This is a genomic window from Azospirillum terrae, from assembly GCF_053470425.1.
In genome coordinates this window covers 149,739-162,374 of record NZ_JBPXMR010000005.1, presented here as the reverse complement: position 1 = coordinate 162,374, position 12,636 = coordinate 149,739, and the positions used below count along the sequence as shown (strand labels likewise).

The following is a 12,636-nucleotide window of genomic DNA, read 5'->3' as shown; positions in this document are numbered from 1 at the left end:
GGTTGCATCATATATGCGGTAGACCATCCCGGAGAGTTGCCGAACCATGGCTGACATCGTCATCTACACCACCCCGTTCTGCCCCTACTGCGCGCGCGCCAAGCGGCTGCTCGACACCAAGGGCGTCACCTATGAGGAAATCGACCTCTACATGCACCCCGGCCGCCGCGAGGAGATGATCCAGCGCGCCCAGGGGCGCACCACGGTGCCGCAGATCTTCATCGACGGCACGCCGTACGGCGGCAGCGACGACATCCACGCGCTCGACCACGCCGGCAAACTCGATCCGCTGCTGGGCATCGCGTGATGGGCGCGCGGCTGACGGTCGCCTGCGTCCAAGTCAACGCGGGCACGGAGATCGCGGAGAACCTGACCGCCGCGGGCGACCTGATCCGCCGCGCCCGCGACGCCGGGGCCGCGTTCATCGCGACCCCCGAGAACGTGAGCATGATCGTTCAGGGCCGTGACAAGGTGCTGGCCCGCGTCCGCCCGGAATCCGGCCACCCCGGCATTCCCTTTTTCGCCGGTCTGGCGCGCGAGACCGGGGCGTGGCTGCTGGCCGGCTCGCTGGGGGTGCTGCTGGATGACGGCCGCGTGGCCAACCGCAGCATCCTGTTCGACGACCAGGGCCGCGTGGCGGCGCGCTACGACAAGATCCACATGTTCGACGTCGACCTGAAGGATGGCGAGAGCTACCGCGAATCCGCCACCTTCCGTCCCGGCGAGCGCGCCGTGCTGGCCGCCACGCCCTGGGGCGGGCTGGGCATGACCGTGTGCTACGACGTGCGCTTCGCGGCGCTGTACCGCGCGCTGGCGCAGGCGGGGGCGGCGATGCTCACCGTGCCGGCGGCGTTCACCGTGCCCACGGGGCGCGCGCACTGGCACGTGCTGCTGCGCGCCCGCGCCATCGAAACGGGCTGCTTCGTCCTCGCCCCGGCGCAGACCGGCACCCACGACGCCGGGCGCAGGACCTACGGCCACTCGCTGATCGTCAGCCCGTGGGGCGAGGTGCTGGCCGATGCCGGCGATGAGGTGGGCTTCGTCACCGCCGAGATCGACCTGGATCAGGTCGCCGAGGCGCGCGGCATGGTCCCGGCGCTGACCCACGACCGGCCGTTCGAGGTGGTGAAAGTCTGACGTCAGTTCCGCCCGGCTCAGTTCCGTCTTCCGCGCATCCAGGCCAGCACCGGTCCCGCCGCGGTGACCAGAGCAAAGGCCAGCACGTTCAGCGAGACCACCAGGATCAGGAAGTCGGTGGTGTCGAAGCTGGACAGCCGGCCGCGCAGCGAATCGGCGGTGATCAGCCGGTACACCCCGAAGGCTGGCGGCACCAGCAGGCACAGCACCAGCGCCACCCGGTTGGGCAGCCATGTGTTGATATGCACCGGCTCGGGCGGCGGGTCGGTCAGCGAGCGGCCGGTGGCGATGAGCATCGCCACATAACCGGCAAACGCCAGCGCCAGTGCCTGCCGCAGCCAGCCCTGCACCGGCCGCTGGATCCAGTCGCCATACAGGTGCAGCCCGAGCGCCAGCGCCATCGCGCCCAGCAGCACCGGCAGCGCCGCCAGCGGCCGACGGGCGTGTTCGGCGAAGGCGGCGAGGCCGGCCAACACGGCCAGCGTGGCGTACGTCCCCTCTGTCGTCCGCGGGTCGAACAGCAGCACCCACGGCACCCCCAGCATCAGCACGGCAACCGAGGCCGAGGGCCGGTCGAGCCGCCTGGACGCCTGCATTCCGGCCCACAGCACGGCGCCCGCGGTCACGATGCGTACACCCGTCATTGAGGCGTACGCCGGCTCGAATCCCAGGTCCCGCAACGCCGAGGCGAGGTCGAAGCCGCCAGCGGCGCGGGGCAGCGCCTCGATCAGGGCGGCGTACTGCTGGGCGACGTACGCCGGATGCGGGTGCAGGAACGGTCCGAGCAGCACCGCCGCCAACCCGATCATCAACCACGGCAGCACCCGCCGGCACACCGCGCCGAACAGCAGCGCCGGCACCAGCGCTGCCGGGTTCAGCGCCGCCGCGAGCGCCAGCAGCAGCCCGCCGCGCGCCTCGTGCCGCATGGCGATGTCCGCGGTGGCGTGCAGCAGGACGCCCAGCGTGATCAGCTCCCACCGGTTGTGCAGCAGATCGAGGCCGATGGTCGGAATGGCAAGCACCAGGACGTGCTGTGCGATCCGCCCGCCATCGTCGGGGCGCAGCAGGCGTGCCGCGCGGTACACCGCCAGCGTCAGCACCGCGACCGAGAGCAGGCGCCAGAGTTGATCGGCGGCCACCATCGGCAGCAGCGCGAAGGGGGTGAACAGCACCGCCGCTGCGGGCAGGTGCAGGAAGCCGGAGGCGCCTGCGTAGAGCGGCTCGCCGGCCCACCAGTCGAGGCTGGCGGCGACGAAGGTGCGGGTGGAAGGCAGCAGCGGCCGGAAAAGCGCCAGAGCGGCGACGCTGGCGTTGACGAAAATCCACAGCATCAGGCCCCAATCGGCGCGCAGGAGGCCCGCGGGGCTGTGTGCTCCGCCGTCCGCCGCCTCCCGCTGAACCCCGGCGCCGTCCATCACCGCCTCGTTCGAGAAGAGTGAACCTCACCCAAAGGTGTAGCGGATTTCCGTTTGAATTCAAAGACGGTCCCAGGCACGTCAAGGCTCCGGCAACGGCCGTGGCTCGGGATCGCCGTCGAGGCCAGCATCGGGCGTCAGGTCGGCGACGGCGACCAGCCGCTGCACCACCGCGGCGCGCGGGCTGGCGACTTCGCCGTGCTCGTAGGCGACCACCTGGAGCCGGCCGCGCGCCAGTTCCAGCAGTTCCCCCTGACGCAACAGGAAGCCGGGCGAGGACGGCTTGCCGAAGCGCGCGTTGCCCAGGGCAAAGGTCTCGTAGAGCAGTACCCCGCCGGGCGCCAGCGCGCCCAGAATCGCCGGAAACAGCGGCCGGTGCAGGTAGTTCGCCACCACGATGCCGGCGAAGCGCCGCTCGGCCGGCAACGGCCAGGGGGCGCCCTGCTCCAGGTCGGCGGCCAGCAGCTCGACGCCTGGCGTGCCGGTCAGGTCGGCGGCGCCGCGCAGGTCGATGTCGATGCCCAGCACCGGGTGCCCCAGGCGGTGGAACAGCCGCAGGTGCCGCCCCGACCCGCAGGCGAGGTCCAGCACCGGCCCGCCGGCCGGCACCAGGGGCGCAAAGCGCTCCACCCAGGCGGAGGGCGGCGGGGCGACGGCGTGCGGGAGGGATTCGCTCATGATCCGCCTTATACTTATACAGTGTGGGCATGCGGGGCAGGGTTCCGACCGTTTGACGCGGACGGGCCGGCGTGCTTGAAGTATAAGGCATCCACATCCGAGCAACGAGCGGGGTTTCGTCGGGGATATGATCCTCTTCGAGCTGAAATGCGCCTCCGACCACAGGTTCGAGGTCTGGTTCCGCAACGGCGCCGCCTATGAGGCGCAGGCCGCGGCGGGCGCCATCGCCTGCCCGCTGTGCGGCGACACGCACGTCGGCAAGGCGCCGATGGCGCCGCGCATTTCCAAGGGCCGCAAGGACGCAGGGGAATCGGCGAAGGCCTCCGTCAACACCACCATCAACACTGGCGTCAAGACCGACAAAAAGGCCATGGCGCTTCAGGCCGAGGTGCTGCGACAGCTTGGCGAAATGCGGCGCGCCGTGGAGGACAACTGCGACTATGTCGGCGAGCGCTTCGCCGAGGAGGCGCGGCGAATCCACTACGGCGAAACCGACGCCCGCGGCATCTACGGTGAAGCCAGCCCCGGCGACGTGGCCGAACTTAAGGAAGAGGGTGTGGCAATACACCGCATCCCCTGGCTGCCGCGCACAGACTCCTGACCAGACGAATCAGCGTCGTTTTCGTGATCCCCTCCGTCATTCCGGCGGACTGTTGGTCGCGCGTATGGTGGGGAGCAACACTTCTGCGTTCCGTCAAGCGCGTTTTTAGTAGGTCTTGCCATCAAAAAGGTTGACGCGACGGGGTGTTACAAAGACCATACGCGCCGAGTGTCTTAAATGACCCTAACAAAGCTCTCTGGCACTCGCGAGGGGACGCACGATGCAAGCAAACGCACAAAGAATTCTCGACAATCCCAAGTTCCAGGAGTTGGTCGCCAAGCGGTCCGCGTTCGCGTGGACGCTGTCGGTGATCATGCTGGTTATCTACTTCGGCTTCATCCTGCTGGTCGCATTCGGCAAGCAGTTCCTTGGAACGCCGATCGGCAGTGGTGTGACCACGTGGGGCCTCCCCATCGGTGTGTTCACCATCGTCTCGGCCTTCATCCTGACGGGCATCTACGTCAATCGGGCGAACGGCGAGTTCGACGAACTGAACCGGCAGATCCTGGAGGAGTCGAAGTAATGCGGTCCATGTTTACGCGCCTGGGCGCGGCTGCCGCTGTTGCCGGCGCCATGCTGCCCAACACCGTCCTTGCCGCTGCCGTCGAAGGCGCCGTGCAGAAGCAGGCGGTGAACTACGAAGCCATCTTCATGTTCGTGGCCTTCGTGGTGCTGACGCTCGGCATCACCTACTGGGCCGCGCGCCGCACCAAGACGGCGAAGGACTTCTACTCCGCCGGCGGCGGCATCACCGGTTTCCAGAACGGCCTCGCGATCGCCGGCGACTACATGTCCGCCGCGTCGTTCCTGGGCATCGCCGGCCTGGTGTACAGCTCGGGCTTCGACGGCCTGATCTATTCGGTGGGCTGGCTGGTCGGCTGGCCGCTCATCCTGTTCCTGATCGCGGAGCGGCTGCGCAACCTCGGCAAGTACACCTTCGCCGACGTGGCCTCCTACCGCTTCCAGCAGACCCCGATCCGCACGCTGGCCGCTTGCGGCTCGCTGGCCACGGTGACGTTCTACCTGATCGCCCAGATGGTCGGCGCCGGCAAGCTCATCCAGCTGCTGTTCGGCATGGACTACATGTACGCCGTCGTCATCGTCGGCGTGCTGATGATTCTCTACGTCACCTTCGGCGGCATGATCGCCACCACCTGGGTGCAGATCATCAAGGCCGTGCTGCTGCTGTCGGGTGCGTCGTTCATGGCGTTCGCCGTGCTCGCCAAGTTCGGCTTCAGCCCGGAGGCGCTGTTCAAGCGCGCCACCGAGGTGCACACCAACGGCATCAAGATCATGCAGCCGGGTACGCTGGTCACGGATCCCATCTCGGCGATCTCGCTGGGCATGGCGTTGATGTTCGGCACCGCCGGCCTGCCGCACATCCTGATGCGCTTCTTCACGGTGTCGAACGCCAAGGAAGCCCGCAAGTCGGTGTTCTACGCCACCGGCTTCATCGGTTACTTCTACATCCTGACGTTCATCATCGGCTTCGGCGCCATCGTGCTGATCCTGGCTCCGGATGCCAACGGCATGTATCCGTTCCTCGACGCGGCCAAGGTCGTTGCGGCGGGCGGCAAGGTCACCCCGGTGATGATCACCGGCGGCACCAACATGGCGGCCATCCACACCTCGCACGCGGTGGGCGGCGACCTGTTCTACGGCTTCATCTCGGCCGTCGCCTTCGCCACCATCCTCGCGGTGGTGTCGGGCCTGACGCTGGCCGGCGCCTCGGCCGTGTCGCACGACCTGTACGCCTCGGTCTTCTTCAAGGGCCGGGTGTCCGAGCGTGACGAGATCCGCGTGTCGAAGATCACCACGGTGGTCCTGGGCATCATCTCGATCTTCCTCGGCATCGCCTTCGAGAACCAGAACGTGGCCTTCATGGTCGGCTTGGCCTTCGTCATCGCGGCGTCGGCGAACTTCCCGATCCTGCTGATGTCGATGTTCTGGAAGCGCATGACCACCCGCGGCGCGGTGATGGGCGGCTGGATCGGCCTGATCTCGTCGGTCGTCATGCTGATCCTCGGCCCGACCGTGTGGAAGGCCGTGCTCGGCAACCCGACGGCGATCATCCCGTACGACAACCCCGGCATCTTCTCGATCACCCTGTCGTTCATTGCGATCTGGTTCTTCTCGATCACCGACAACAGCCAGAACGCCAAGGACGAGCAGCGTGCGTTCGACGCCCAGTACATCCGGTCGCAGACCGGCCTGGGTGCCGAGGGTGCTTCGGCTCACTAAGTACGAACTGTCGCACCCGCTTCCGCCCATCGGAAACGTGGTGTAGTCTCTGCGGCGCCCCAAGAGCAGTCTTGGGGCGCCTTTTTTTTGTTTCGCTCCTGCGTGCGGAGACGGTCTTGCCCGAAGCGTTCGATTTCACCGTTCCTCCCTTCGACCGGCTGACGCCGGACGAGCAGAAGATGTTTGCGGATTCCCTCGACCTCGGCGTCTATCCCAAGGACAGCGTCGTGCTGGGCCGGGACGAGCCGGCCGACTGCCTCTTCATCGTCATGAAAGGGCTGGTGCAGGAGCGCCACCATGGCGAAACCCTGGGCGCCTTCGGGCCGGGCGACGCCTTCGACCTGCGGGCGCTGTTCGGTCGCGGCCAGAGCCACAGCTTCGTCGCCGTCGAGGACACGGTCTGCCACCTGTTGCCGCGCCCGGTGCTGGTGGAACTGGCGCGCACCAGCCCCGCCTTCGGCGAGGTCGTCTACGAGGATTTCGCCGAGCGTCTGAGCGCACTGGCCAGCGAGCGTTCCAATCGCGAGATGGCGGCGCTGACCATGGCCCGCGTCCGGCAGGCCTACCTGCACCCGCCGGTCTATGTGGAGGCGGAGGCCACGCTGCGCGACGCGGCGCTGGCCATGAAGACGCACCAGACCAGTTCCGTCCTGGTGCGCGACGGCGCCCGGACCGGCCTGCTGACCGGCACCGACCTGCGCGACCGCGTCGTGCTGGACGGCCTGCCGGTGACCTCGGCGGTAGGGCCGCTGGCCCGGTACGAGCTGATTTCGCTGGACCGCGACGAGCTGCTGTTCAACGCGCTGATCCTGATGACCAAGCACTCCGTGCGCCGCATCGTCATCACCGAGGGCGGTGAGATCGCCGGCCTGCTGGAGCAGATCGACCTGCTCTCGGCGCTGTCCAACCACAGCCAGGTGATCGCACTCCAGGCGGACCGGGCCTCCAACACCGACGATCTGCGCAAGGCCAGCGAGGACACCGTCGGCCTGATCCGCACGCTGCACGCCACCGGCGTGCGGGTGCCGTTCATCGCCGAACTGGTGACCGAGTTGAACCGCAAGATCTTCCGCCGCCTGTTCGAACTGGTGGCGCCGCCGGACCTGCTGGAGAATTCGTGCCTGCTGGTCATGGGCAGCGAGGGGCGCGGCGAGCAGCTGCTGAAGACCGACCAGGACAACGGCCTGATCCTGCGCGACGGCTACAGCTGCCCCGACCTGCCCGACATCACCGCCGCGTTCACCCGCCATCTGGTGGAGTTCGGCTACCCGCCGTGCCCCGGCAACATCATGGTGTCGAACCCGGAATGGGCGAAGCCGCTCGCCGCCTACAAGGACGCGCTGTTCCACTGGATCCACCAGCCGGACGAGGCGGCGCAGCTCAACCTCGCCATCTTCTACGACGCCGCAGCGGTGGCCGGCGACGCCAGCCTGCTGGAGGAGGCCAAGGGCTATCTCCAGGCGCGGCTGTCGGACAATTCCGGCTTCTTCTCGCACTTTGCGCGGCCGACGCTGGCCTTCGACACGCCGTCGGGCCTGTTCGCCAACCTGTTCGACCGCCGCGGCGCCCAGGCCGTCGACATCAAGAAAGCCGGCATCTTCCCCATCGTGCACGGCGTGCGCGCGCTGGCGCTGGAAAGGCACATGACGGACACCAACACCGTCGAGCGGCTGTGGGCGCTGGCCGACAAGCGGGTGATCGACCGCAAGCTGGCCGGCGAGCTGGCGGAGGCCTTCACCTTCCTGTCGACGCTGCGGCTGAAGGCGCGCATCGACGCGGCGCACGAGGTGAAGATCGACAACATGGTCCGCCCGGCCGAGATGTCGAAGATGGACCGCGACCAGTTCAACGATTGTCTGGCGCTGGTGAAGACCTTCAAGGAGTTCATCTCCTATCACTTCCACCTGAACCTGCACTGAGCCGGAGCCTGCGATGCTGACCGACTTGAAGTCCCGCCTGAAGGGGCAGCAGCTGAGCGACCCGCAGTACGGTTTCCTGCTGTCCGAGGAAGACACCGGCGAGCAGGTGGCGATCCATTGCGAGGCCACCTCCTACGACCCGGCCAAGGCCGACCTGCGCACGCTGGCGGCGGTGCGCATCCGCGGCAACCGCATCCTGGCGAGCCAGCGCCTCACCGTCTCCTTCTGGCCGACCGAACCGCCCGAGCCGGCGCTCGACCGTTTCCTGCGCCTGATCGGCAACCGGCCGCTGGTCGGCTACTACCTGGACTTCACGGTCGGGCTGGTCGAGCGCTATGTGCAGCCGATGATCGGCATCCCGCTGCCGAACGAGCGCATCGAGGTGTCGAGCCTGTATTACGAGAGCCGGCTGAAGGTGCCGGGCAAGAACGCGCTGGATTTGCGGCTGGATTCCATCGTCAAGGCGCTCGACCTGCCGGAGCGCGGTGGCGACGACGCCTACACCAACGCCCTGGCCTCGGCCATGGTGTACCTGCGGCTGAAGCCCCCGGAACGGGGCTGACGCCGTTCGCTACGCCGCTTCCGCCCGTCCTTTAGTATCGGGGCCTGCGGCATCGGGAATGGCCACGGTGAAGCGGGTGCCGGCGTCGCGGTCGATTCTCAGGTCGGCGTGGGCCTGCTTTGCCAGCGACTGCACCAGCACGAGGCCCAGCCCGCCGCGCCGTTTGCCGACCATGGGCGTCGCCGGAAGGTCGGCGGGCAGGCCGACCCCGTCGTCGCGCACCTCCATCTGCATGCCGACTGTCCTGCCCCCTGCCGGTCCCAGCCGCAGATTCACCACAACGCTGCCGGTATGCCCGTCCGGGAAGGCGTGGCGCAACGCGTTGGACACCAGTTCGCTGGCGATCAGCGCCAGCGGCATGGCGCGGTCGGCGTCGAGAATCCAGTCCTCCGCCTCCACCGTCACCCGCACCGGCGTCGGGCCGGAGGCCCGCGCCAGAGTATCGCAGAGCTGGCGCAGGTACTCTGCGAAGTTGATGCGCCCCGGTTCGACCGAGCGGTAGAGCAACTCGTGCACCAGACTCATGGACTGGATGCGCCGCAGGCTCTCGTCGAAGGCGACGCGCGAGCGGTCGTCCAGACGGGCGGCCTGCAGGCGCAACAGGCTGCAAATGACCTGCAAATTATTCTTCACCCGATGCTGGACCTCCTTCAGCAGGATCTCCTTGTCGGCCAGCGCGCCTTCCAGGCGGTGGTTGGCGTCTTCCAGTTCGCTGGTGCGGCGGTGGACGTTCTCCTCCAGGGTGTCGTAGGCGTGCTGGAGCGCGTCTTCCGCCTCGCGCTCGCGCCGTGCGCGCTGCATGGCGAGCATGCCAATGCCGATCACCACCAGCACCGCGCCGAACCCATAGGCCGTGTAGGTGCCCAGCCGCCCCAGCCATTCGGCGCGGACACTGGACAGGGGAATGGATACTTCGGCGATCAGGCCATAGCGCTCGACCGCCCGGCGGGCGGTGATCGCCTCGCCGTCGTCCGTCCCCTCGCCGCCGCTTTCGCGCACCAGCACGGTGCCGTCCGGGCGCTGGAGTGACACCGTCGTCCGGTAGCCGATGTCGAAGGTGCGGTAGATGTCGGCGAAGCGGTGCGGCGACAGGGTCACCGTCACGAAGCCCCTAAAACTGCCCGGCGGCGCCGGCAACGGCCGACTCAGCACCAGCACCTCGCCGGAGCCGTCGCGGCTCGCGTCGACGCGGCCGACATAGGGCGTGCCGGTGCCGGCCCTGGCGGCCTGGAAGTAGGCGCGGTCGGCGGCGTTGATCGGCGGCGGCGGGTGGGTGCGCGACGTCAGCACCGCGTTGCCCTGGGCGTCGCCGATCCAGATCGACACCACCTGCGGCGCTGCTGCGGCGAGGTCGGCCAACCGCTGCCACGTGGCCCGGTCGGTCGGCAGCGCTGCGTCCGGCGGACCGGCCAACTCGGCCGTCTGGCGCAACGTCAGGTCGCCGATCTGGATCAGGCGGGCGGCGTGCTCGGCCACCAGCAGGCTGACGTTGGCGGACACCCCGCGGGCCCGCTCCATGGAGGCGACGCGGTCCCGCCACGCGAACATCGCCATCAACCCGGCGGTGACCAGCACCGACAGCGCACAGGCGATCATCACCAGCAGCGTGCCGGGCAGGTGATAGAGCGGCGACGGGTGGGAGCGGAACGTGCGCAGCGGCATGATTGCGGAAGGCTCCCTTCTGGGCGATGGCATTCCAACATCCGCGCGCGGGCGGTGTTCCTGGCTGTTGAACCGTTGCGTGTCGGTGCCTAATGTCGGGGCCTGATGTTGGGATGCGCCCCGCCGGGCGCCAGTGAGCAACGGAGCGACCCCATGAAGGTGAACGGCACGGCCTATCGCACGATCTGGCTGGCGAAGGACGGCTGGTCGGTGGAGATCATCGATCAGACCAAGCTGCCGCACGACTTCGCGGTCGCCCGCCTGACCACCCTGGAGGAAGCGGCGCACGCCATCCACGCCATGCTCGTGCGCGGCGCCCCGCTGATCGGCGCCACCGCGGCCTACGGCGTGGCTCTAGCGCTGCGCGCCGACCCTTCCGACACCGCACTGGACATGGCGTGCGACGTGCTGCTCGCCACCCGCCCGACGGCGGTCAATTTGCGCTGGGCACTGGAGCGCATGCGCAGCCACCTGCACGCGCTGCCGGTGGAGGAGCGCGTCCTCGCCGCCTACGCCGAGGCGGCGTCGGTGGCGGACGAGGACGTCGCCATCTGCCGTGCCATCGGCGAGCACGGCGCCGCGCTGATCCGCCAAGCCGCGAAGGGCAAGAAACCCGGCGAGCCGGTGCACGTGCTGACCCACTGCAACGCCGGCTGGCTGGCGACGGTGGACTGGGGCACGGCGCTGGCACCGATCTATGTGGCGTTCGAAGAGGGCATCCCGCTGCACGTGTGGGTGGACGAGACCCGCCCGCGCAACCAGGGCGCCAGCCTGACCGCGTGGGAGCTGAACCGCCACGGCGTGCCGCACACGGTGATCGTCGACAACGTCGGCGGCCACCTGATGCAGCACGGGCAGGTGGATCTGTGCATCGTCGGCACCGACCGCACGACGGCCGGCGGCGACGTCTGCAACAAGATCGGCACCTACCTCAAGGCGCTGGCGGCGCACGACAACGGCGTGCCGTTCTATGTGGCGCTGCCATCGCCGACCATCGACTGGCGCATCTCCGACGGCGTCAGGGAGATCCCCATCGAGGAGCGCCACGGCGCCGAGGTGACCGAGCTGACCGGCATCACCAGGGACGGCCGCATCGAGACGATCCGCGTGACGCCCGAAGGCAGCGACGTGGCGAACTTCGCCTTCGACGTGACGCCCTCACGGCTGGTGACCGCGCTGATCACCGAGCGCGGCGTCTGCCCCTCCACCCGCGACGGGCTGTTGAGCCTGTTCCCGGAGCAGCGGGCGGTGGCGTGAGGTCTTGGCGTTGGGGGCGGCTTGCGCTATGCAGGGCCGCTCAAGACGGAGGCTATGACCAATGACCGATTGCCCCTGCGGCTCCGGCAAGACGCTCGAGGCGTGCTGCGGCCCTTACCTGTCGGGCGCCGTGCCGGCACCGACGGCCGAGGCGCTGATGCGCTCGCGCTATTCGGCGTTCAGCACGAAGAACGTCGACTACCTGCACGACTCGCTGCTGCCCGAGACCCGGCACGACTTCAACCGCGAGCACGTCACCGACTGGGCCAACAACAGCGAGTGGCTGGGCCTCGACGTGCGCTCGACCGAGGCCGGCGGCCCGGAGGATTCGGAAGGCGTGGTCGAGTTCGTCGCCCGCTTCAAGGTGGACGGCAAGGACTACGTCCACCACGAGACCAGCACCTTCGCCAAGCGCGACGGCGTCTGGTACTACGTGGACGGCATCATGGGCCAGCGGCCGCGCACCGCCCCCAAGGTCGGCCGCAACGAGCCGTGCCCGTGCGGCAGCGGCAAGAAGTACAAGAAGTGCTGCGGAGCCTCGGCTTAACGCCGCCCCACGCTCACTTCAGCATCAGCGTCGCCAGCTCGTCCGGCAGGGCGCCGTCCTGCGCCAGCAGGCGGGCCTTCAGCAGGCTGGCGACCGCTATGGCGTCGGTGATGTCGCCGCGCATCGCCATGTCGCAGGCCTCGCGGAAAGGCACACGGCGGAGCTGAAGCTCCTCCGTGTCTTCCGGCTCGGCCATGCCCTGTTCCAGATCCCAGGCGAGGAAGGTGTGCGCCACCTCGTCGGTGATGCTGTTCGACAGGTGGAGGGTGAGCAGCGGGAGCCATTCGCGGGCGATCAGGCCGGTTTCCTCGGCCAGTTCGCGCTGCGCCGATTCCAGCGGCGGCACACCGGGCTTGCCCCCGCCTTCCGGGATCTCCCAGCTGTATTGCTTCAAGGGAAAGCGGTACTGGCCGACCAGCGTGGTGCAGCCGTCCGCGTCGATGGGGATCACGCCGGTGGCGATGTGCTGGAGATGCACGATCCCGTAAATGCCGGGCTTGCCCTTGGGGTTGAGTACATCGTGCTCGACCACGCGGATCCACGGGTTCTCGTAGATCGGCTTGGTGCACAGGATCGTCCAGGGATTGCCGGTCTTGTTCGGCACGAGGCGCCTCCGT

General features: G+C 68.3%; 13 protein-coding genes. 9 read left to right on the top strand and 4 right to left on the bottom strand.

Features of this window, described 5'->3' with window-relative positions; all coding sequences use genetic code 11:
• Nucleotides 1-46 precede the first annotated feature (46 nt).
• Complete coding sequence (gene grxC / locus ACSVDD_RS15375; RefSeq protein ID WP_448190242.1) at nt 47-307, top strand: glutaredoxin 3; 261 nt, start codon at nt 47-49, stop codon at nt 305-307.
• Nucleotides 307-1,137, top strand: coding sequence for a carbon-nitrogen hydrolase family protein (locus ACSVDD_RS15370; protein ID WP_448190241.1), 831 nt, complete (start codon nt 307-309; stop codon nt 1,135-1,137). The genes grxC and ACSVDD_RS15370 overlap by 1 nt, the downstream gene beginning before the upstream one ends.
• A gap of 17 nt (nt 1,138-1,154) precedes the next feature.
• Here the strand turns inward: ACSVDD_RS15370 and ACSVDD_RS15365 are convergent, their stop codons facing one another.
• Nucleotides 1,155-2,552 carry a glycosyltransferase 87 family protein gene (locus ACSVDD_RS15365; protein WP_448190240.1) on the bottom strand — a complete coding sequence of 466 codons (1,398 nt, stop codon included), beginning with the start codon at nt 2,550-2,552 and terminating at the stop codon, nt 1,155-1,157.
• An 81-nt stretch (nt 2,553-2,633) separates the two neighbouring features.
• The gene (locus tag ACSVDD_RS15360; protein ID WP_448190239.1) at nt 2,634-3,230 is read right to left on the bottom strand and encodes a class I SAM-dependent methyltransferase; all 597 of its coding nucleotides are present in this window, start codon (nt 3,228-3,230) and stop codon (nt 2,634-2,636) included.
• 127 nt (nt 3,231-3,357) lie between these two features.
• Here ACSVDD_RS15360 and ACSVDD_RS15355 point away from each other — a divergent pair, with 127 nt between their 5' ends.
• From ACSVDD_RS15355 to ACSVDD_RS15335, 5 genes are all read left to right on the top strand, one after another.
• Nucleotides 3,358-3,831: a DUF1178 family protein gene (locus ACSVDD_RS15355; protein WP_448190238.1), complete on the top strand. Its 474-nt coding sequence runs from the start codon at nt 3,358-3,360 to the stop codon at nt 3,829-3,831.
• Between the two features lie 220 nt (nt 3,832-4,051).
• Nucleotides 4,052-4,354, top strand: coding sequence for a DUF485 domain-containing protein (locus tag ACSVDD_RS15350; protein ID WP_448190237.1), 303 nt, complete (start codon nt 4,052-4,054; stop codon nt 4,352-4,354).
• Complete coding sequence (locus ACSVDD_RS15345) at nt 4,354-6,072, top strand: cation acetate symporter (protein ID WP_448190236.1); 1,719 nt, start codon at nt 4,354-4,356, stop codon at nt 6,070-6,072. Before ACSVDD_RS15350 ends, ACSVDD_RS15345 begins: the two co-directional genes overlap by 1 nt.
• A gap of 116 nt (nt 6,073-6,188) precedes the next feature.
• Nucleotides 6,189-7,991 carry a DUF294 nucleotidyltransferase-like domain-containing protein gene (locus tag ACSVDD_RS15340; protein WP_448190235.1) on the top strand — a complete coding sequence of 601 codons (1,803 nt, stop codon included), beginning with the start codon at nt 6,189-6,191 and terminating at the stop codon, nt 7,989-7,991.
• A gap of 13 nt (nt 7,992-8,004) precedes the next feature.
• On the top strand, nt 8,005-8,553 hold the full coding sequence (locus tag ACSVDD_RS15335) for a 3'-5' exonuclease family protein (protein ID WP_448190234.1): 549 nt from the start codon (nt 8,005-8,007) through the stop codon (nt 8,551-8,553).
• A gap of 9 nt (nt 8,554-8,562) precedes the next feature.
• On the opposite strand, the gene ACSVDD_RS15330 is transcribed toward ACSVDD_RS15335, so the two are convergent.
• Nucleotides 8,563-10,215 (bottom strand): sensor histidine kinase, encoded by a 1,653-nt coding sequence (locus ACSVDD_RS15330; protein ID WP_448190233.1) that lies wholly within the window; start codon nt 10,213-10,215, stop codon nt 8,563-8,565.
• Nucleotides 10,216-10,368: 153 nt separating this feature from the next.
• On the opposite strand from ACSVDD_RS15330, the gene mtnA reads away from it, so the two are divergent.
• Together mtnA and ACSVDD_RS15320 are read left to right on the top strand one after the other, a co-directional pair.
• Nucleotides 10,369-11,472 carry an S-methyl-5-thioribose-1-phosphate isomerase gene (mtnA, locus tag ACSVDD_RS15325; RefSeq protein WP_448190232.1) on the top strand — a complete coding sequence of 368 codons (1,104 nt, stop codon included), beginning with the start codon at nt 10,369-10,371 and terminating at the stop codon, nt 11,470-11,472.
• Nucleotides 11,473-11,533: 61 nt separating this feature from the next.
• Nucleotides 11,534-12,019, top strand: coding sequence for a YchJ family protein (locus tag ACSVDD_RS15320; protein ID WP_448190231.1), 486 nt, complete (start codon nt 11,534-11,536; stop codon nt 12,017-12,019).
• 13 nt (nt 12,020-12,032) lie between these two features.
• On the opposite strand, the gene ACSVDD_RS15315 is transcribed toward ACSVDD_RS15320, so the two are convergent.
• Nucleotides 12,033-12,623: an NUDIX domain-containing protein gene (locus ACSVDD_RS15315; protein ID WP_448190230.1), complete on the bottom strand. Its 591-nt coding sequence runs from the start codon at nt 12,621-12,623 to the stop codon at nt 12,033-12,035.
• Between the last annotated feature and the right edge of the window lie 13 nt (nt 12,624-12,636).